This window comes from Chitinophaga rhizosphaerae (assembly GCF_003958645.1).
GTDB classification, from domain to species: domain Bacteria; phylum Bacteroidota; class Bacteroidia; order Chitinophagales; family Chitinophagaceae; genus Chitinophaga; species Chitinophaga rhizosphaerae.
Map to the genome: position 1 here is coordinate 350,537 of NZ_RXLO01000003.1, position 20,274 is coordinate 370,810.

Annotated in this window: 18 protein-coding genes; 12 read left to right on the forward strand and 6 right to left on the reverse strand. The window is 56.5% G+C overall.

Annotated features, from left to right (window positions below):
* Window positions 1-192: 192 nt before the first annotated feature.
* From EJ361_RS08570 to EJ361_RS08580, 3 genes are all read left to right on the forward strand, one after another.
* Complete coding sequence (locus EJ361_RS08570; RefSeq protein ID WP_164714137.1) at window positions 193-777, forward strand: TetR/AcrR family transcriptional regulator; 585 nt, start codon at window positions 193-195, stop codon at window positions 775-777.
* Between the two features lie 81 nt (window positions 778-858).
* On the forward strand, window positions 859-1,740 hold the full coding sequence (locus EJ361_RS08575; protein WP_126245080.1) for an alpha/beta fold hydrolase: 882 nt from the start codon (window positions 859-861) through the stop codon (window positions 1,738-1,740).
* Window positions 1,741-1,790: 50 nt separating this feature from the next.
* Entirely contained in the window at window positions 1,791-3,116 is a 1,326-nt protein-coding gene (locus EJ361_RS08580; RefSeq protein WP_126245081.1) for an SGNH/GDSL hydrolase family protein, read from the forward strand.
* Between the two features lie 9 nt (window positions 3,117-3,125).
* On the opposite strand, the gene EJ361_RS08585 is transcribed toward EJ361_RS08580, so the two are convergent.
* Window positions 3,126-3,575, reverse strand: a complete 450-nt coding sequence (locus tag EJ361_RS08585) for a VOC family protein (RefSeq protein WP_126245082.1) — start codon at window positions 3,573-3,575, stop codon at window positions 3,126-3,128.
* Between the two features lie 95 nt (window positions 3,576-3,670).
* Here EJ361_RS08585 and EJ361_RS08590 point away from each other — a divergent pair, with 95 nt between their 5' ends.
* The 7 genes from EJ361_RS08590 (at window position 3,671) to EJ361_RS08620 (ending at window position 11,041) form a co-directional block, all read left to right on the forward strand.
* Window positions 3,671-3,850 (forward strand): hypothetical protein, encoded by a 180-nt coding sequence (locus EJ361_RS08590; RefSeq protein ID WP_126245083.1) that lies wholly within the window; start codon window positions 3,671-3,673, stop codon window positions 3,848-3,850.
* A 335-nt stretch (window positions 3,851-4,185) separates the two neighbouring features.
* Window positions 4,186-4,743 (forward strand): NADPH-dependent FMN reductase, encoded by a 558-nt coding sequence (locus tag EJ361_RS08595; RefSeq protein WP_126245084.1) that lies wholly within the window; start codon window positions 4,186-4,188, stop codon window positions 4,741-4,743.
* A 52-nt stretch (window positions 4,744-4,795) separates the two neighbouring features.
* The gene (gene gndA, locus EJ361_RS08600) at window positions 4,796-6,211 is read left to right on the forward strand and encodes an NADP-dependent phosphogluconate dehydrogenase (RefSeq protein WP_126245085.1); all 1,416 of its coding nucleotides are present in this window, start codon (window positions 4,796-4,798) and stop codon (window positions 6,209-6,211) included.
* A 15-nt stretch (window positions 6,212-6,226) separates the two neighbouring features.
* A complete protein-coding gene (gene zwf / locus EJ361_RS08605; protein ID WP_126245086.1) occupies window positions 6,227-7,735 on the forward strand; it encodes a glucose-6-phosphate dehydrogenase in 1,509 nt (502 codons plus the stop codon).
* Window positions 7,736-7,738: 3 nt separating this feature from the next.
* Complete coding sequence (pgl, locus tag EJ361_RS08610; protein WP_126245087.1) at window positions 7,739-8,464, forward strand: 6-phosphogluconolactonase; 726 nt, start codon at window positions 7,739-7,741, stop codon at window positions 8,462-8,464.
* A 78-nt stretch (window positions 8,465-8,542) separates the two neighbouring features.
* On the forward strand, window positions 8,543-9,157 hold the full coding sequence (kefF, locus tag EJ361_RS08615; RefSeq protein ID WP_126245088.1) for a glutathione-regulated potassium-efflux system oxidoreductase KefF: 615 nt from the start codon (window positions 8,543-8,545) through the stop codon (window positions 9,155-9,157).
* Between the two features lie 18 nt (window positions 9,158-9,175).
* A complete protein-coding gene (locus EJ361_RS08620) occupies window positions 9,176-11,041 on the forward strand; it encodes a monovalent cation:proton antiporter-2 (CPA2) family protein (RefSeq protein WP_126245089.1) in 1,866 nt (621 codons plus the stop codon).
* Here the strand turns inward: EJ361_RS08620 and EJ361_RS08625 are convergent.
* Genes EJ361_RS08625 through EJ361_RS08635 form a run of 3 tightly spaced genes read right to left on the reverse strand, consistent with a single transcriptional unit; the run spans window position 11,038 to window position 16,665 of the window.
* The gene (locus EJ361_RS08625; RefSeq protein WP_126245090.1) at window positions 11,038-14,217 is read right to left on the reverse strand and encodes an efflux RND transporter permease subunit; all 3,180 of its coding nucleotides are present in this window, start codon (window positions 14,215-14,217) and stop codon (window positions 11,038-11,040) included. The two genes, EJ361_RS08620 and EJ361_RS08625, sit on opposite strands and share 4 nt — an antisense overlap.
* Before the next feature lie 8 nt (window positions 14,218-14,225).
* Window positions 14,226-15,326 (reverse strand): efflux RND transporter periplasmic adaptor subunit, encoded by a 1,101-nt coding sequence (locus tag EJ361_RS08630; RefSeq protein ID WP_126245091.1) that lies wholly within the window; start codon window positions 15,324-15,326, stop codon window positions 14,226-14,228.
* Window positions 15,327-15,336: 10 nt separating this feature from the next.
* Window positions 15,337-16,665: a TolC family protein gene (locus tag EJ361_RS08635; RefSeq protein ID WP_164714138.1), complete on the reverse strand. Its 1,329-nt coding sequence runs from the start codon at window positions 16,663-16,665 to the stop codon at window positions 15,337-15,339.
* A gap of 177 nt (window positions 16,666-16,842) precedes the next feature.
* On the opposite strand from EJ361_RS08635, the gene EJ361_RS08640 reads away from it, so the two are divergent.
* Together EJ361_RS08640 and EJ361_RS08645 are read left to right on the forward strand one after the other, a co-directional pair.
* Window positions 16,843-17,679 (forward strand): energy transducer TonB, encoded by an 837-nt coding sequence (locus EJ361_RS08640; protein WP_164714139.1) that lies wholly within the window; start codon window positions 16,843-16,845, stop codon window positions 17,677-17,679.
* Window positions 17,680-17,787: 108 nt separating this feature from the next.
* Window positions 17,788-18,939, forward strand: coding sequence for a TPR end-of-group domain-containing protein (locus tag EJ361_RS08645; RefSeq protein ID WP_126245094.1), 1,152 nt, complete (start codon window positions 17,788-17,790; stop codon window positions 18,937-18,939).
* Here EJ361_RS08645 and EJ361_RS08650 read toward each other — a convergent pair.
* Window positions 18,905-19,555, reverse strand: a complete 651-nt coding sequence (locus tag EJ361_RS08650; protein WP_126245095.1) for a DUF2306 domain-containing protein — start codon at window positions 19,553-19,555, stop codon at window positions 18,905-18,907. The genes EJ361_RS08645 and EJ361_RS08650 overlap by 35 nt on opposite strands.
* Window positions 19,552-20,271 (reverse strand): hypothetical protein, encoded by a 720-nt coding sequence (locus EJ361_RS08655; protein WP_126245096.1) that lies wholly within the window; start codon window positions 20,269-20,271, stop codon window positions 19,552-19,554. The genes EJ361_RS08650 and EJ361_RS08655 overlap by 4 nt, the downstream gene beginning before the upstream one ends.
* Window positions 20,272-20,274 lie beyond the last annotated feature (3 nt).

A 20,274-nucleotide genomic window follows, 5' to 3' on the forward strand; every position in this document is an offset into this window, starting at 1 on the left:
AATCAGCAGTTTCACGCGTGTTTTTCTTGCCGGCGGGGCCTACTTTTGTACTCGCTAGTCTGATAACTACTGTTTGTTTTCCCCTAATCCCCTCTGCGAAAGCGCATCTCCCCCGGATGTGCTTTCTTTTTAAATTAAATTTGACCGTATGGTACAAAATAGTATCTTTGTCCTGTAAAGCAAATGGACCACATGGCAGGAAGGCACAAGGAATTCGATGAGGAAACAGCGCTGAGCGCAGCCACGGAAGTATTCTGGTCGCAAGGCTACGAATCCGCCTCGATGGAAGATCTCCTCACCGCGATGGACATCAACAAGGGCAGCATGTACAATACCTTCGGGAATAAACGCGGGTTGTTCGTCCGCGTGCTCGACCGGTTCTTCCAATACGCGGTGAAGGATATGACGCAGAAGTTCGAAGCGCACGACAATCCCATCGAAGGCATCCGCGATATTTTCCGCATGGTAACCCGCCCGGCAGACCAGCAAGACCATGCCAAAGGGTGCTTCCTCGTCAACACCCTCGGCGAAATGTGCGGGATGGACGAAGAACTGGCCACCATGGCCCGCAACAAACTCCTCGAGCTGGAAGCTATCTATCTCAAATACCTCCGCAAAGGCGTGAAGAACGGGCAGGTACGCAAAGACGTTTCGCCCGAACTGATGGCCCGGTTCCTCACCAACATGTGGAACGGCATGAGCATCTCCCGCAGGATGTACAACCGGAAATCGCTGGAAGACCTGGTAGACATGCAGCTTTCGCTCATCACACCCTGAAAAAAATAATGCACGGCTTGAATGCCGTCTTTTTATCATCAATATTTGACCATTTAGTATAAAATTAAAAATCCGTATTTTATGACACATCACCGCACCGTTCACATCGACGGACAGGACATCTTTTACCGTGAAGCCGGCGATCGCCGCAATCCCGCCATCGTGCTGCTACACGGGTTTCCCACGTCTTCCTTCATGTTCCGCAACCTCATTCCCGCGCTGGAAGACAAATATTACCTCGTGGCGCCCGACTTCCCCGGGTTCGGGCAGAGCAGCATGCCGTCCGTTCACGAATACGCCTACACGTTCGATAATCTTTCGCATACCATAGACGCGTTCCTCGGCGCCGTCGGACTGGAAAAATATTCGCTGTACGTGATGGATTACGGTGCGCCGGTCGGTTTCCGCGTTGCGGCGCGGCATCCCGAAAAAGTGGAAGGGCTGATCGTACAGAACGGGAATGCGTATGTGGAAGGGATGGAAGACGGCTTCTGGGCGCCGGTCAAAAAGTTTTGGGCGAGCCCCGAAGACCCCGCCTCCATCGCAGGGGCCTCGGGGATGACGGCGCCCGCATCTACCCGCTGGCAGTACGAAGATGGCGTGAAAGACCTTTCGCTCGTGAGCCCCGACACCTGGACGCACGACCAGGCGCTGCTCGACCGCCCCGGCAACGGCGACATCCAGCTGGCGCTGTTCTTCGATTACCGGAACAACCCGCCCCTGTACCCCGGATGGCAGGCGTATTTCCGGACCTGGCAGCCGCCCGCGCTGGTGGTTTGGGGGAAAAACGACCAGATTTTCGTGGAAGCCGGCGCTCATCCCTACAAGCGCGACCTGCAAAACGTTGATTTCCACCTGCTGGATACGGGACACTTTGCCCTGGAAACCCACCTTCCGCAGATCGCCACGCTCATCGACCAATTCATGGCGCGGGAAGTGGCGCCGAAATACAATCGGGCCTGAAAATTGAAGAACGGGTGCGTATATTTATCGGCAAACCTTATCGATCTACCATGCGCACACGTTATTTGATCCTCTTCCTGCTGCTTGCATGCCAGGCAGCTACCGCACAAATATTCAGGTCCGGGGACCGGGTGGTCTTTTCCGGCAACAGCATCACCCACAACGGCGATTACTGGCACAACGTGGCGCTGTACCACGCCACCCGGTCCCCTTCTGCGCAGGTCCGGTTTTTTAACGGAGGGATCAGCGGCGACGTGGCTTCGGGCATGATCCGCCGGTTGAACGACGATATCCTCGTCCACAAACCCACGCATGTGGTAGTGATGATCGGGATGAACGATGTGAACCGTCCGCTATACGACGCCCGCAGAAAAGACGAGCCCGGCATCCGCCAGAAGCAGCTCGACGCCATCAGCGCCTATAAGAGAAATGTAGACAGCCTCGTGACGCTGCTCCTCGCCGCGAAAGTGAAAGTCATCCTTCAAACGCCTTCCATCTACGATCAAACCTCGAAAATGGCCGGCAATAATCTTTTCGGCGTGAACGACGCGCTGAAGGAATGTGGCGAATTCATCCAATTGCTTGGTAAAAAACACAATATACCCGTTGTCGATTACTGGACGATGATGGTGGAGTCGAACAAACTCGCGCAGGCAACGGATTCCACCGCCACGATCGTGAGCAGGGACCGCGTGCATCCCGCCGGGCCGGGGCATCTGCTCATGGGGCTGGAGTGGCTGAAGGAGATGAAGGCGGAACCCTTCGTTTCGTACATGGTCATCGATCAAACCACGGAGAAAAGCCAGGCGAAAAGCAAATTCTGCAAGATCAGCGGATTGAAGCGAAGTGAAAGCGAAATTTCGTTCACCATGCTGGAAAATGCCCTGCCGTTCCCGCTCCGCGAAGACCAGAAGCCCGCCCAAATGATCACCGACGTGCACTACCGGATCAGCCGGGAAATGCTGTTCGTCCATTACCTGGAACCGGGCGATTACACCTTATATATCGATGATGAAAAAATCGGGACCTGGTTTTCGGGGGAACTGGAAAGGGGATTGAACCTCGGGCTGTACGAGAACACGCCGCAATACAAGCAGGCGCGGGCCGTTCAAAAGCACATGGCCGAAGCCTGGAAGCTCGAAAAGCAGCTGCGAGACATCCGGCTCGTGGAACACCGTTTTATGAGGGAGCTGGAAGCGTATACCGCGAACCCCGCCGCATCCGGACTGGATTCCGCCAATATCAAACGTTCGATCGCCTATCAGCAAAACAAACCCCGGGAGTCCGACATCCGCGCGGCATTCGAGCGGGCATCCTTGATCCCGGCGGCATTGCGCACACCGGTGGCGCACCGGTTCAAACTCGTGAAGCAGTAGGGGATTCCCTTACTCCTTCGCGTCGTTCACTTCCACCCAGTACCCGTCGGGGTCCTGGAGGTAGATCTGCTGCACGCCGTCTACCCGTTTGGTCACTTTCCCTTTTTCGCCGGCCCAGTTGATGAACGGGATGCCGGCTTTCGCCAGTTTTTCGATGAAGCTTGCTACCGAAGGCACGCTGAAGCAGATGTGCGAGTTGCGGTCGCCCGTATGCGGCCCGGTTGCCCCGGCAATGAGGTGCAAATGGCTTTTCGGGCCAACCGAGAACCAGGTGTGCTTACCGTCGTGGAACGGTTCGGGGATGGTGTCGAGGCCAACGAGGTCGCGGTAGAAAACCGTCGCCTTTTCCAGGTCCTGGACATACAGGGCCAGGTGATTGAGGGTGGCCTTCGTTCTTTGCTGGGCGGAAACAGCCGTAGCGGAAGCCGCCAGCAGGCAGGTCAGGATCGCTTTTTTCATATCGGAAGACAAGATAAAGAATTCTGCGGCACGGGAGTTGTAATACTACTGCTGTCCATTTCCCATATCCTACTTTCCACCCAAAAATATGGGCGATGAGAAACCTGCTGACACTGTGCGCCGTCTTCTTCCTGTTTGCTTCCTGTAGCCGGAGCGATGACGACGATAACCCGCTCCCCGTGGCCGCTGCGATGGTGAACCAGCCATCAGCCCGCACTACATCCGCTGATATGTACCTGAAAATCAATAAATTGAACGATTTAACGATGCTATAAGGCACCACCGTCGGGTATTTTGACGCCATTCCCGGTAACCGGATGTTCCGCGTGGACCGGAACGGGCGAAACCCTGCAGTTGACCGGGCCAACGTGCAGCCGGCGGAGGGAAAGACTTATACAACGTTCATTTCCGGCGATGTGCCCACCCGCCCCGTTACCCTGAAGGTGGCGACCAACCGGTAGATTTTTGGTCCATCGCCCCCCAATACCGGCTGCCGGCTTGTCTGGTGGCCGGTTTTCGTTGTATGTAACCTCCCGGTGGCCGTTTTTTCCTTCGCCTCCTGCTTTTTTGTACCTATTTTTGCGGCGTTGATGTTCGAACTGCAAATCTCATGAGTACCAACGTACATATTGCGGGTCTTTCCGGCAGCCTCCGGAAAGGCTCTTACAACACGGCGCTATTACGCGCCGCCCTGGCTAATCTCCCGTCGGGGATGACTTCCGAGATCGTTACATTTGATGAAGTTCCGTTATATAATTCCGACCTGGACACGGGCGAGCGGCCGCCTTCGGTGGTGGCGATGCGCGAGGCTTTGGCGCGGGCGGATGCTTATCTGATCGTATCTCCCGAGTATAACTATTCCATTCCCGGTGGATTGAAGAACGCGATCGACTGGGCCAGCCGTGGCACGGATGCGCCGCTCATGCACAAACCCGTGGCCCTCATGGGCGCCACGCCGGGCATGTGGGGGACCGTGCGGATGCAGTTGGCTTTCAAGCCCGTGTTCCAGTTTTTGGACATGAAGCAGATCGCCAAACCGGAAGTTTTGGTGGCGCAGGCGCCTTCCAAATTCGACGAAAACGGCAACCTGACAGACGAGAAGGTGAAGGAACTGGCGCACCGTGCGCTGGAAGCCCTCCGCGATCTCACGTTGCAACTCCGCAAATAATTAATGGGGGCAATTGGCTAAATTCGCCCCTTCAATACAGATAACTGAATATATGTCAAACAGCTTGTATGAATTCGGCATGATCGGCCTGGGCGTAATGGGGCGTAACCTGTTACTGAACATGGCAGACCATGGATTTGCCGTGATCGGCTTCGACAAGGACACGGAAAAGGCCAAAGCCCTCGAAACCTCCGCCACCGCCGGCACCCGCGTGAAAGGGGTGGTATCTCTGGAAGAAATGGTGGGCCAGCTTCAGCGCCCCCGTAGGATCATGATGCTCGTGCCCGCCGGCAAGCCGGTAGACGATGTGCTCGAATCGCTGCGCCCGCTGCTGGAACCGGGAGACATCGTGATCGACGGCGGCAACTCCCACTTCACAGACACCCTTCGCCGGGTAGACGGGATGAAGGCGGCAGGATTTCATTTCATGGGCGTAGGCGTTTCCGGCGGAGAACAGGGCGCACGCACCGGCCCGAGCATCATGCCCGGTGGCGACCAGGAAGCCTACAGCCATGTGAAACCCATGCTGGAAGCCATCGCCGCCAAAGTGAACGGGGAGCCCTGCGTGGCTTACCTGGGCAAGGGCGCCGCCGGCCATTACGTGAAAATGGTCCACAACGGCATCGAATACGCCATCATGCAGCTCATCAGCGAAAGCTACCGGATGCTCCAGGCCGCCGGTCTCAATAACAACCAGCTTCACCAGGTATATAAATCCTGGAACGAAGGGGAGCTCCAATCCTTCCTCATCGAAATCACCGCGGATATTTTCCTGCAGGACGATGACAAGTCGGGCAAACGCCTCATCGACGTCATCCTCGACAAAGCCGGCTCCAAAGGCACCGGCAAATGGACGTCCCAGGAAGCGATGGACCTCGCCGTGCCGGTAACCATCATCGATACGGCCGTTTCCATGCGCAGTATTTCCGCATACAAAGATGAAAGGGTAGACGCTTCGAAGGTGTATGCCGAGCCGAAACTACCCGTTTCCGCAGAAACCAAACTGTTCATCGAACAGGTCAAAGACGCGCTCCAGTTCGCCACCGTGATGTGTTACGCACAGGGCATGGCCATGCTGCACACTGCATCTTCGGCCCACAACATGGACATCCCGCTGGCCGAGGCCGTAAAGGTTTGGCGCGGCGGATGCATCATCCGCTCCCTGCTGCTGGGCACTTTCTACGAGGCGCTCAAATCAGCCCCGGAAGTTCCCAACCTGTTATTGAACAAGGCTGTCGCCGAAATTGTCAAATCGAAAGAACATAACATGCGCGCAGTGATCGTGCAGGCCACGCAGGCGGGACTGCCTGCCGCGGGATTCATGGCGGCCCTGTCGTATTTCGACGCGTACCGTTGTGAAACCATGCCCACCAACCTGGTGCAGGCACAACGCGATTACTTCGGCGCACATACTTACCAGCGTATAGACATGCCAGGCAGTTTTCACACCAACTGGCAACACCATTAATATTTTACTTTTTTTATGCAACAACATAAGCGCCCACCTGCTTCCATCCTTTTCATTTTCGGCGGCAGCGGCGACCTGAACTACCGGAAACTGACCCCCGCGCTCTACAACCTCTTCCTCGACGAGTGGATGCCGGACCAGTTCGCCATCGTAGGCATCGGCCGTACGGAGTACTCCGACGAGAAATACCGTGGCCACCTCCAGGAAGGGCTCGACAAGTTTTCCCGCCGCAAAGCGGAAACTGACAGCCATTACCAGGAATTCTTCCAACACGTGAATTACCTGCAGCTCGACGCGGGCGATATTGCCTCGTACCAGCGCATCGCGGACTACGTGTGCAAAAAAGAAGAAGAATGGGGCGTTCATCCCAACGTGATCTTCTACCTCGCCGTAGCGCCCCAGCTGGTGCCGTCTATCGCGCAGGAACTGGGCACGCTGAACCTCTGCAAGGAGAAAAATACCACCCGCATCGTGATCGAAAAACCCTTCGGCCACGACCTCGAAAGCGCACATGAACTGAACGACCTGCTGACGGGCCTCTTCGCCGAAGAGCAAATCTTCCGTATCGACCACTATCTCGGTAAGGAAACCGTGCAGAACATCCTGGCGCTCCGATTCGCCAACGCGCTCTTCGAACCGGTTTGGAACCGCCATTATATCGACCACGTCCAGATCACCGCCGCCGAAAGCGTAGGCCTGGAAGGCCGCGGTGGATATTACGAACATTCCGGCGCCCTGCGCGACATGGTCCAGAACCACATCCTGCAACTCATGTGCATGGTGGCCATGGAAGCCCCCGTTTCGTTCGACGCCAACGAGATCCGCAATAAAAAAGTGGACGTGCTCAATGCCATCCGCCCCATTAAGAAGGAAGACGTGCACGAATACGCCGTTCGCGGCCAATACGGTGCAGGATGGATGAAAGGCAAGCAGGTAACGGGTTACCGCGAAGAGAAAGGCGTGAACCCGCAATCGCCCACCGAAACCTATGCGGCGGTGAAGTTCTTCATCGACAACTGGCGCTGGCAGGGCGTGCCGTTCTATGTGCGCACCGGCAAGCTCATGCACCAGAAATCGACCCACATCACCATCCAGTTCAAAGACGCGCCCACCTTCGCGTTCCCGTCTGAAGCGGCCGAATCCTGGCGCAGCAACAGGCTGACGATCAGCATTCAACCCGAAATGGACATCCGCATCCGCTTCCAGGCCAAACGCCCGGGGCAGACGATGAGCCTCGACCCGGTAAACATGACCTTTACATACGACAACAGCGACGACCATACGCCCGAGGCTTATGAAACCCTGCTGCTCGACGTAATGGAAGGAGACGCCACGCTCTTCATGCGCGCAGACCAGGTAGAATCCGCCTGGAAAGTGATCATGCCCATCCTGGAAACCTGGGAAAACCGCCACCCGGTCGATTTCCCGAACTACGTTCCGGATTCCTGGGGCCCCGAAGATGCCGACGCCCTCATCGCCCGCGACGGCCACGCCTGGATCAATCTGCCACCGGAAAAAAAGTAAAGCATGGAATTACACATCGCCAATAGCCCGCAGCAACTGAGCGAAAACCTGGCCGCGTTCATCACGCAGCATATCCAGGAAACGTTGCTGAATCAGGAGATTTATACCTTCGCGCTTTCCGGCGGCAACACGCCGAAAGCCCTCTACGCCCTGCTCGCCAAAGAACCGTATAACAATATGATCGAATGGCGGCGGGTACATTTCTTCTGGGGCGACGAGCGCGCCGTTCCTTTCGAAGACGCCCGTAACAACGCCCGCATGGCGTACGACGTGCTCCTCGAAAAAGTAGGCGCCCTGCCCGAAAACATCCACGTGATGCGGACAGACATCGAGCCCGAAGCTTCCGCAAAGGAATACGAAAAAACACTGCACGAATATTTCGACGGAAAGGAAAATACCTTCGACCTGGTGCTCCTCGGCATGGGCGACGACGGGCATACCCTCTCGCTCTTCCCCGGCCTGCCCATCGTCCACGAAAAGAAAGCCTGGGTGAAAGCCTTCTGGCTCGAAGCGCAGGACATGTACCGCATCACCCTCACCGCACCCGTTACCAACCTCGCCTCCTGCGTTGTGTTCATGGCCACGGGCGAAGGAAAAGCGCTGACGCTCAAGAGCGTGATCGACGGTGAACCCGATCCCGACAAATATCCTTCCCAGCTCATCCGCCCCGAAAACGGCCAGCTGCACTGGTTTGTGGACGAGGCTGCGGCAGGGGCCCTGCAGATATAAGGATACCTTACAGTTGCGAATGTGCATTGGAGTTGATTAAAATCTTAACTTCAGTGCACATTTGTAATTTTTACCCGATTGAAAATTCTGATCCTGTTCGCCCATCCGGCATTCGAGCGGTCGCGCGTGCATGCGCGGCTCATCAAGGCAGTGCGTACGCTGCCGGGTATCACCCTGCGCGATCTTTACGAAGAATATCCTGACTTTGATGTGCAGCCCAAACTGGAACAACCGCTGCTCGAACAATTCGATCTCGTCATCCTCCAGCATCCCTTTTACTGGTATAGCGGCCCGGCGCTGCTGAAACAGTGGATGGACCTCGTGCTGGAACATGGCTGGGCGTACGGCAAAGACGGCACGGCCCTGAAAGGGAAATACCTCATGCAGGTGATCTCCACCGGCGGCAATGCGCATGCCTATTCTCCCGAAGGCCATCACGGCCACGCGGTCTACGATTTCCTGCTGCCTTTCCGGCAAACGGCCGCACTTTGCCACATGGAATACCTGCCGCCATACGTTGTGCCCGGCTCCGCGCATATCAACGATGCGGAACTGGGCCGGTATGCAGACGGCTACGTACAGTTGCTGCAAAGTCTTTCCGCCGGCACCGCCGATCTGAAAGCCCTCATGCGCGGGGCTGAAACCAATGCTCCCGGCGGCATGCCGGGGCAGCTCCCGGCGCATTTCTCCTGAACCCTGTAAATCCGGAATATGTCGAACGAATCTTTTTTCTACCAGGCACTTGTGTATTTGGCGACCATGGTGGTGTTTGTACCGCTGGCCAAGAAGCTGAACCTCGGTTCCGTGTTGGGATACCTGCTCGGAGGGATCATTATTGGCCCGGCCCTGCTGGGGCTTATCGGGCAGAGCGGGCAAGACCTTATGCATTTCGCGGAGTTCGGGGTGGTGATGATGCTGTTCCTCATCGGGATGGAGCTGGAGCCGTCGCTGCTCTGGAAGCTGCGCGCCCCCATTCTCGGATTGGGAGGGTTGCAGGTGCTGGTAACGGCGTTCGTGATCGGGGGGCTCGCCATGTTGTGCGGCCTTCCCTGGAACGAAGCGCTCGTCATCGGGATGATCCTTTCCCTTTCCTCCACGGCTATCGTACTGCAAATATTGACCGAAAAGGGACAGATGGGCTCCGCCGCAGGGCAGAGCGCCTTTTCCGTACTGCTGTTCCAGGACATCGCCGTGATCCCCATGCTGGCGATCTTCCCGCTGCTGGCGCCTGCCGGTACCACGGTTTCGGCGGATGAAAGCGGATCGCTGATCGCCAACCAGCCGGCCTGGGTAAAAACTATCGTGACACTGGGCGCGGTGGTCGGACTGGTGATCGGTGGACGGTATGTCGTGAAGCCGGTACTCCACATCGTGGCGCGCACCCGACTGCGCGAACTTTTTACGGCCTCCGCGCTCCTGCTCGTGGTGGCGATCACCGTACTGATGACATTGGTAGGATTGAGCCCCGCACTGGGCGCATTTCTCGGCGGGGTACTGCTCGCCAACAGCGAATACCGCCACGAGCTGGAAAGCGATATCGAACCGTTCAAGGGATTGCTGCTGGGACTGTTTTTCATCGGTGTCGGGGCTACGATCAACTTCGGGTTGATCGGGCAGTCGCCGTGGATCGTTGCCGGGTTGGTAGCAGGCATCATGATCGTGAAATTCCTCGTGCTGGCGGCCCTCGGCAAACTCTTCCGCCTCAGCCGCGACCAGAATTTGCTTTTCGCTTTCGCGCTGCCGCAGGTGGGTGAATTCGCTTTCGTACTGTTTTCCTTTTCTGCCGGCGCGAAGCTGCTGCCGCAGCAATTGGTGGATATGATGATGGCCGTGGTGGCGATTTCCATGGCGCTCACGCCGCTGGTGATGCTGGCTTTCGAGAAATTCATCCAGCCGCGGTTCAGCAATATTTCGGATGAAGAAGAACGCGAAGCCGACAGTATCGACGAGCGCCACGCCGTGATCATCGCCGGGTTCGATCATTTCGGAACGGTGATAGGGCGCTTCCTGCGCGCCAGCGGCGTACCGGCAACGGTGCTCGACCTCGATTCCGACCGCGTAGACCTCCTGCGCCGGATGGGGCTGAAAGTTCATTACGGAGATGCGTCCAGGTCCGAACTGCTGAAATCCGCCGGGGCGGAACAGGCCGCCATCATAGTGATCGCCATGGCCACGCCGGAAAAGAACCTGGAGGTAGTGGAAGCCGTCAAGAAACATTTTCCACACCTGCGCATGCTCGTACGCGCGGTCGACAATGCCGACGCGTTCGAACTGATGAACGCCGGCGTGCTCAATATCTACCGCGAAACCATCGATACCTCGCTGCGCCTGGGAACGGACGTACTGAAGTTACTGGGCCGAAGGGCTTACCAGTCGCAGCGCGCCGCCAGGATGTTCCGCCGGTTCGACGAAAAATCGCTCAAAGGCCTTTCCGCCTTCCGCGACGACAAGCAATACGTCAACGCCGCGAAGGAACGAATTGAAGAATTACAGAAAATGATACAGGCAGACGCCTATACCAACATGATGATCCGCGATACCGGATGGGAGCGCGACAATGCGGAAGAACGGAATTAATGCCCGCCGTTGCCGGATTCCGCATTATCCTTGCCTTCCTGTTCGAGCTGCGCCAGTTTCTTTTTGCCGTACGCCATCCGTGTGATGAGCACGTACAGCACCGGAACGGTGAAGATCCCCAGCAAGGTGGCCGCCAGCATCCCGCCAACCACCGTAAAGCCGATGTTCACGCGCGAAGCCGCGCCCGCGCCCTGTGAGAACACGAGCGGCATCACCCCGAGAATGAACGCGAAGGAAGTCATGAGAATGGGCCGGAAACGAAGGCTCACCGCTTCCAGTGTTGCCTGCAACAAGGGCATCCCCCTGTCTACACGCTCTTTACAGAATTCCACGATCAGGATGGCATTCTTGGCGGACAAACCAATCAACGTGATCAACCCGATCTGGGAATACACGCTGTTGGCTTGCCCGGTGAGCCAAAGTGCAAGAATGCTTCCAAATAAGGCTACAGGGACGGCGAGGAGTACCGAAAATGGGACAGACCAACTTTCATATAAGGCAGTCAACAGGAGAAATACGAAAAGGATAGACAACATGAAGATGAGAAAACTCTTGTTGCCGGCTTCGATCTCCTGCCGGGATATGTTCGACCAATCGTACCCGAAATTGGCGGGCAGTACTTCTTTGGAAACCTCTTCCATGGCCTTGATGGCGTCTCCCGAAGAATAGCCTGCCTTGCTCGTGCCGCTGATTTCGGCGGAACGGTAGAGGTTGAAGTGGTTGATGACAGGTGCGCCCGCACCCATTTTATATTTGATGAGCGTGCTCAGCGGCACCATGGTGCCCGCCGCATTGCGGACGTAATAATATTGTAACTGACTGATGTTTTTGCGATAGGTAGTATCTGCCTGCAACACCACGCGGAAGCTTCTGCCGAACCGCGTGAAATCGTTCACGTACATGCCGCCGAGGAACGTTTGCAGTGCGGTGAATACGTCGTTGATGGCCACGCCCATCTGCTTGCACCGTTCCCGGTCTACCTCCACGTCGTATTCAGGAGTGGAGGCACTGAAGAAAGCGTACGCCATCTGGATTTCGGGCCGCTTGTTAGCGGCGATGAGCACGTTTTGCAGCACCCGCGCAAATTCGGTGATATCGTCTCCCGACCGCTGTTCCAGCACATACGAGAAGCCGGATGAGGTGCCGAGCCCCCGCAGCGTAGGCGCCGGGATGGCCAGCGCCGTGGCTTCCGTGATCTTCGCCAGCTTGCCCTGTATCCTGGCGGATACCACGTTCATATTTTCCCCTTTGGCGTAGCGATCGTCCCAGGGCTTGAGGTTCACGAACCACGTGGCCGAACTGGGCTTCACCGCACCGCCGCCGATGAAGTTGATACCCGTTACGCCCATGTAATGCTGCACCGCCGGGTCGTCGGACAGCATTTTATTCACTTTTAACGCCAGCTCCCGTGTGCGCATGGACGACGACGCGTCGGGCAGATCGAGCGCCAGGAACATCGCGCCCATGTCTTCCTGCGGCACGAACGTGGAAGGCACTTTCTTGAACAGCAGGAAGGCCGCGCCGAACAGGATGCCCATCAGGATCAGCACGAAAGCCGTTTGCTTGATGGCCCGGCGAACGCCGTTGGTATACCGGTGCGTGAATTTCTCGAACCAGACGTTGAATTTATAATGCAGTTTACTCAGCCCTTTCGCTTTGTCATCGAGCCCGGACGGGCGCATCATCACCGCGCACAAAGCCGGGGTAAGGCTCAGCGCAAGGAATGCGGAAAGGATCACCGAAAACGCGATCGTCAGCGCGAACTGCTGGTACAGCTTGCCGCTCACACCAGGGATGAACGCCACGGGAACGAATACCGCTGCGAGGATCAGCCCGATGGCGATCACCGGGGCAGACACTTCCTCCATCGCCTTGAATGTTGCGTCGCGGGGAGACATGCCATTGGCATCGATGTGATGCTGGACCGCTTCCACCACCACGATCGCATCATCCACCACGATCCCGATCGCCAGAACGAAACCGAACAGCGTCAGCGTATTGATGGAGAAGCCCAGCAGCTGGAAGAATATGAAGGTGCCGATCAGCGATACGGGGATAACGAGGATGGGGATAAGCGTGGCGCGCCAGCTTTGGAGGAAGATGTATACCACGATCACCACGAGCGCCAGGGCTTCCAGGAAAGTCTGGATCACTTCGCTGATGGATATGCGAACGAATGAAACGGTCTCGAACGGGACCATCCAGCCGATGTCTGTCGGGAACGTTTTTTCCAGTTCCTTCATGCGCGCTTCCACGCGTTCGGCCACATCGAGCGCGTTGGCGCCGGGCGTGAGGTAAATCCCCATCCCGGTACCGGTTTTGCCGTCGGCTTTTACATCGATCGCATAACTGAACGAACCCAGTTCCTGCCGCGAAATATCTTTCAACCTTACCAGCGATCCGGTGTTCGGGTTGGAGGATACGATGATGTCGCCGAATTCTTCGGAGGTGAGCAGGCGGCCGCGCACTTTCACCGTGTATTCGAAAGCCTGGTCGCGATTGGCGGGCGGTGCGCCGATGATGCCCGCAGGCGCCTGGGTGTTCTGTTCCCGGATCGCCGCAGCTACGATGGCCGGCGTGAGGCCGAGATTGGCCATCTTCTGCGGATCGAGCCAGATGCGCATGGAGTAGTCGTTGGAGAAGGCCTGTACGTCGCCCACACCATTCACGCGAGAAATTTCCGGTTTGAGGTAGATATTGAGGTAGTTGTCGAGGAACGCTTTGGAGTGGGTGCCATTGGGCGAAAGGAGCGCCACCACCATGAGCATGTCGTTGGAACGCTTCTTGGTGGTGATGCCTACGCGGCGGACATCGTCCGGCACACTGGGAGAAGCGATGCTCACACGGTTCTGCACATCGAGGGTGGAAATGTCGGGATCGGTGCCGATCTCGAACGTAACGGTGATGCTCATGGAGCCGTCGTTGGCGCTGGCCGACTGCAGGTACATGGCGCCGGGGGTACCGTTCACCTGGTTCTCGATGGGCGTGGTCACGGTTTCTTCCACGGTGGTGGAGTTGGCGCCGATGTAGCTGGCGCTCACGGAAACGGTGGGCGGCGCGATGTCGGGCAACTGGGCTACCGGTAGGTTGACCATGCAGATGAGGCCGACGATCACCATAATGATGGCGATCACGATCGTTGTATTCTTCCTTTCTATGAACGTTTTCGCAATCATGGTGCCTTTTATTTAACAATGACGGTATCGCCGGGGCGTATCTTCTGCAGGCCGTCCGTGATCACCTTGTCGCCGGGCTGTAAGCCGCTGTCGATGATCTGCAGGCTATCGAGGAGAGAACCTTTCTGTACGGGTTTCGCTTCCACCACATTCCCGGGCCCGAGCGTATAGACTTTCACTTCGCTCAACAGTTCGATGATGGATTTGGCGGGAATGGCCACCTGGTTTTCACCGGTCTTGAAATGCATTTGCAGCGAAGCCGTCATACCCGATTTCAACTGGCCGTTTTTGTTGGGGAACGTAAGCCTGACGCGGATCGTACCGGTTTGGGCATCTACTACGTTATTTACCAGCAGTATCTTTCCCGGTTCGGGATAAGGCTCGCCGCCTGGGAAAGTGAGGTAGTATTGATGATCGCTTCCTTTATCGCCGGCGTCTTTACGGAATTCGTTGTAGCGTGTTTGCGGGATGTCGATATCGGCGAAGATGGGATCTTCGTTGACGAGCGTATTCACGACGGTGGAGCCGGCGGTCACCAGGTCGCCGATGCGCAGCTGCGCGATGCCGATCTTCCCGGCGATGGGCGCGCGCAAGACGGCGTGGCTGATATCGGTTCCCGAGCGGGCGCGCGTGGCGCGGGCCTGTGCCAGCAAGGCTTCTGAAGTTTGGACGGCCGTAGTGGCCTGGTCTACGGTCTGTTTGGAGATCGCGTCTTTTTTGAGCAGGTTGGTATAACGTTCCAGGTCGCGCTTTTTCAGCGCCAGGTCTGCCTCCGCCTGTATGACGGCGGCGTTGGCCTGGTCGTAGGCCGCCTGGCTGCGGCTTTTATCGACTTCGTACAGCGCCTGACCCTTCGAAACGGTGCTGCCGTCTTTTGCGTGTATTTTCTGGAGGAACCCTGTCACGTCAGACCGGATATCGATGGTGTTGTTGCCGGTGAGCACGGCGGGGAAGCTTTCGGTGACGGTATAGCTGGCGGCTTTGACTTCGAAAACGGTGACGGGTACTTTGGGCATGCCGCCCGCCATTTGATGCTGGGCCTGTTTGCCCTTGCAGGCCGCCGCCAGCACAGGGATCAGCAAGATATAAAGGTTCCGGTAAGGTTGCATAACAAGGAGTTTATTCCGCTTTTATTTTACCCATCGCCTGATCCAGTTGCACTTTACTGATGAGGGTATTGATCAATGCATTGATGTAATCGTTTTGCGCCGTTTTCAGCTCGCTGTCGGCCGAAAGCACGTCGAGGCTCGTGGCCACGCCTTCCTCGTACTTCAGCACCACGCGGTCGTAGACGCCCTGCGTGAGTTCCATGTTCTTTTGCTGGGTGTTGAGCGAAGCGAGGTTGTTGCGGTATTGCGTCCAGTTGTTGCGCACTTCCAGCTGGATCTGCTGCGCCAGGTAGTTCAGCGAATTCTGGCTTTGCTGCAGCGTGATTTCGCGCTGCCTTGCGGCGTAAATCCTTTCCGTTCCGGAGAAGATCGGCCAGGTGAGGCGGACGCCGAGGGCGGAGGTGCCGAATCCTTTTTTATACAGGTCCCCGAAATCTTCGGCGAACCAGTTGAATCCATAATTGACGAAAGCGTTGAGGGTGGGGATGATCTCCAGTTTTTTGCTTTTGAGATTTAGCCGGTCCAGTTCCACCTGCACGCGCTGCATGGCGTATTCGGGGCGGTCCATGAATGTATAGTTCATGCTGTCGGGCATATCGCCGGTAAACGAGCGGATGTCTTCCGTGAGGGTGATGGCCGAATCTACGGGCATGCCCATCTGGAATTTGAGGACGTCGTAGGTGTAATCCAGTTGCCGCTGGAGGTTGGCGCGCTGGGTTTCGACATTGTTGAAAGAAGTCTGGATCCTGTCTACATCGATCCTTTCGCCGACGCCTTCGTCGTACCGTGCCCGTGTGTCTTTCAGCGTTTTGCCGAATTGGGCGAGGTTGGCGTCTACGAGGCGGATGCTTTCCTGGGAAACGAGCACGTTGAAATAGGCGACGCTCACCTGCACGCGGGTGTCTATCGCGGTGCGCTGGTAATCGCGGACGGCCAGTTCGTCATATACTTTGGCGGCTTTGAGGCCGAGGAAGTAATCGCTGTTGATGAGGGTTTGGGTGACCTCCCCCGTTACGCCGGAGGAGTATTTGGTGCCGAACTGCACGGGGATTTTATTGTTGGGATCGCCGGTGAAGTCGGGGATGAGGGACGTCTGGAGTTTGAGGTTGTCGGTGAAGTTGCCCGTTACGTCGGCGTGGGGGAGCAGTTTGCCGCGGGTCTCGCGGATTTTTTCGGTAGACAGCTGGCGCGACAGCCGGGCGTTTACGACATTGGTCTGGTTGCGGAGGGCGTACTGTACGCATTGTTCCAGCGAGAACGCAGGCCCCCCGGCCGCGGCGCCCTGCTGGGCAGGGGCGCTCCCGGCAACGGTTGTCAGCACAGCGGTCGCACAGACCATCCGCCTTATTATGTTCGGGAAACAGCTACTCATACAGGGTTCGTATCCGTTTAACAGTAGCGGGTACATGGTAGAAGAACAATCGTAACGTGAAAAGGTTCAATATGTTAAGACCGCATCGGGAAAAAGTTTATGGAAAAATCCAGGTCCCACATCTTCCTGTTAAACACAATCGCCATGAATACCTCCCAAATGCCTAAACCCGACTTCCTCGACATCCTCTTCAATTCCCGCAACAAGGATTACGGTGCCTACGATCTCCGCCGCCGGTACGACCGCCGCGTCCGCAACGCTGTAGCCAGTATGGCGGGATTGGTGCTCGTTTCAGTAGGCAGCTATCTCTGGGCTACACAATCAAAAGCAGGGGAATCGAATATTAAACCGATCGTTGCGCCCATTGAATTGAAAACGGTGGAAATGCCTCCTGAAGAAAAGCCCGTCACGCCCCCGCCTACCGTGAAAACGCCGCCCCCGGCCGCTGTGGCTACTGAGAAATACGTAACGCCCAGGATCGTGGAAAACGACAAGGTGAAACCGGAAGACGAATTGAAGGATATGGACGAACTGAAAAAAGACGTAGCGATCGGCTCCAAAACCCAGGCCGGCGAGCCCGGAGAATTCGAAAACCCATTCGAAGGCGCTGGCGGAACAGGTACGGTAGTGGAACCGCCCAAAGTAGAGAAGGAACAAGGCCCCCTGAGCTTCGTGGAAATCATGCCCGAATTCCAGGGCGGAGCAGATGCCATGAACAAATGGCTCAGCAACAACATCCGTTATCCACATGCAGCGGAAGAAAACGGCATCGAAGGAACGGTGTTCGTGAAATTCGTGGTAGGTGTAGATGGTTCGATCACGAATGTGGAAATCGCCGGAGCGAATAGAGTAGGCGGCGGTTGTGAAGACGAAGCCATTCGTGTGATCAGGAAGATGCCGAAATGGAAGCCCGGCCGCCAAAACGGACAAAGCGTTCCCGTTTGGTTCAACCTGCCCGTCCGTTTCAAGATCAACCAGTAATCCATTTTCGTTAACCCGGTTCCCCCGCACAGTGGCTCCCTGCCGCTACCCGGGGGAAACCCTTTTTCTGGGGAATAACCGTATATTTGGCCGGCAAATTCATCCCCTATGCGTTATATCCCGCTTATCGCCATGTTCTTCGCCGCTGCCGCCTGCAATCAGGGCGGCGGTAAATCCGCCAACAACGCCGGCGCATACACGCTTACCGAACAATATCACCTCGATGCCGACAGCGTGTTTCGCTTCGCTGCCCGGACAGACCTTCCGGTAGCGGAAGCCGATCGCCTTTTCCGCCAGGCCATCGATAAATACCGCAATAAAAAAGACCCCGCCGGCGCTTTGCCGCTCTTCCGCCAGTCCATCCTCAAAGCCCCCCGCGCAGCGGCCTTCTTCGAGTATGGCAACGCCCTGTCCGACATGGGCAACGGGGATAAGTCGCTCCAGTCTGACATGAGCACCAAACAAGCCCTCCAGGCGTATCATATCGCGGATTTGCTGGGCTACAAGCCTTTGTCCAAACTGCTGTACAACACCGCCTGTATTTACGCGAAAATGGAACAGGAAGACAGCGCCTTCCATTATCTCGTGTCGGCCATCGAGTTCGGATATACGAATACCGACCAGATTTACAAGGATAAAGACCTCGCCAAGCTCCGCGAAGCGCGTTGGCGTTTCGATAACGAGGTCACGACGGCACTTTCCGGCGCCAGCGATCCCGACCGCCTCCTCTGGAAGCTGTTCTCCCGCGAATTTCAGCCGCTGGAACTGCCCGTGGTATTCGATCTGAAGTATGGAGAAAACAAAAACTTCGACGACGTCACTTACGATTTCGAGAAATTCATTCCCGAAATGCGCGACGGCAAATTCTCGCGCGACGTAGGCAGCGAATTCTACTATATCGGCAGCGTTCAAACCACCCCGCTTTACACCGTAGTGACCTACGCCGTGAAAGATGTGATGCTGGACGAAGCCGCGCCTTTATGCTATTACCTCGCCAGCTTCGACCCCAACGGCAAACTGCTCGATAAACTGATCGTAGGCGGCCATCGCATTTTGGACGAACCTTTCCGTGTAGGGAAAATCACGGCGAACGGCGATGTGGAAGTGAAGAAATTTGCGGTGCGGTATGCGAAAGACCCGGCCACCAGCGGCTATGCGGAAAATGAAATGGAAGAAATGAATGAAGTGGGGGTGGATTATTTCGCCATCTCGGCAGACGGCCACATCACGCCGAAATCCGCTCCGCTCGCCATGAAGTAAACACCCGCCTGCGGATGAGATACTCCGCCAGCAGGAGGTTCAGCGTCCAGCTCAGCCACGCGATCCAGATGTAGGCCGCGCGGGGAGATACGGAAATATCCAGCACATCGATCATATAGGCGTAAAACCGCAACGAGACCGCCGAAAGCGTGAGCGCGTAGCTGCGCGTCATCATATCCGCATGTTTTTTCCAGTCTTTTTTGAAGATGGCGTACATCGCAGCCATGGTAAACCCGATCCACAACAAGGCCAACAGCATAAAACTGACCTTCGCCCAAATGCCCCCGTTCGCATAATACCCCATTACCAGTCCGCTCGGCCCGCTCAGCGCGATCACCGTTACCGCATACACGTACCCCGCGGCCCTGTGCACTTTCGGGAAACGTTGCAACAGGTAGCGGCTGAACTGGAATAGCCCCGCCACGAGCACCGCCGTACTCACGAACACATGTATGTAGAAACTCCAGCGCCAATGATGTATCTTATACACCAGCTGTTTGGTGAAAAGGAAATCCACATACGGCTCGAAGGAAATATAAGGCAAACTCAGCAATATCATGAGCCACGACGCGTACAGAATGGCCACCACGGCCGCGATCCGGAGAATCAGCCTCATGGGAGCTGGAAGAAAGTGAAGCCTTCGCCGGAAAGGCTGTCCGGATAGCTGCCGCCCTCCGCGTCTGCCGACATGTACATCACGAACTGGCTGCCATTTTTACCGAAATGGGCGTTGTTTTTCCAGCTTACATTGAAAGTATCCTTGTTCCGCGACCAGGTGCCGCGCACGATTTCCACCTGGCCGGTAGAAATACTGTCGGCCGGATAGTACTCCAGCTTGCATGAACCGTCTTCAAGAAACTGGATATTGGCGTTTTCGTTAGCCATGTAGACTTCGTGATGGTCGCTGTTGATCTGTTTGAGGGTGAATTTTTTGGCGGAAGCGGAATCCTTGTTCAGGGGGCTCCAGGTGCCTTCCATGGTTTGACGGTCTTTGGACAGGTGTATTTCGAACGCCCCGTCGTACGCATGGTCTCCCGGTTCTTCGAGCCGGATCTTCCAGCCGTCGGCGTCTTCCGACATCTGGCCGTGGAGGTTGCGGCGAAGGCCTTTGTGGGTGTTATATCCCGCGATGTTGTTGCCACGGGCGAAGTTGATGCAGATGTAAATGGGGCTTCCGCCGAAATCGCCGGTATATATGCCCGTGGGGCTAAAGCTCGGGGGAGGGGCGGAATCGGTTTTTACTACACCGGAATCGGAGCCGGATGTTGTGCCGCCACTGTTACAGGCGGCTGCCGCGATGCTCAGGGCGAGCAGGGAGCAGATGTATTTCAAAAG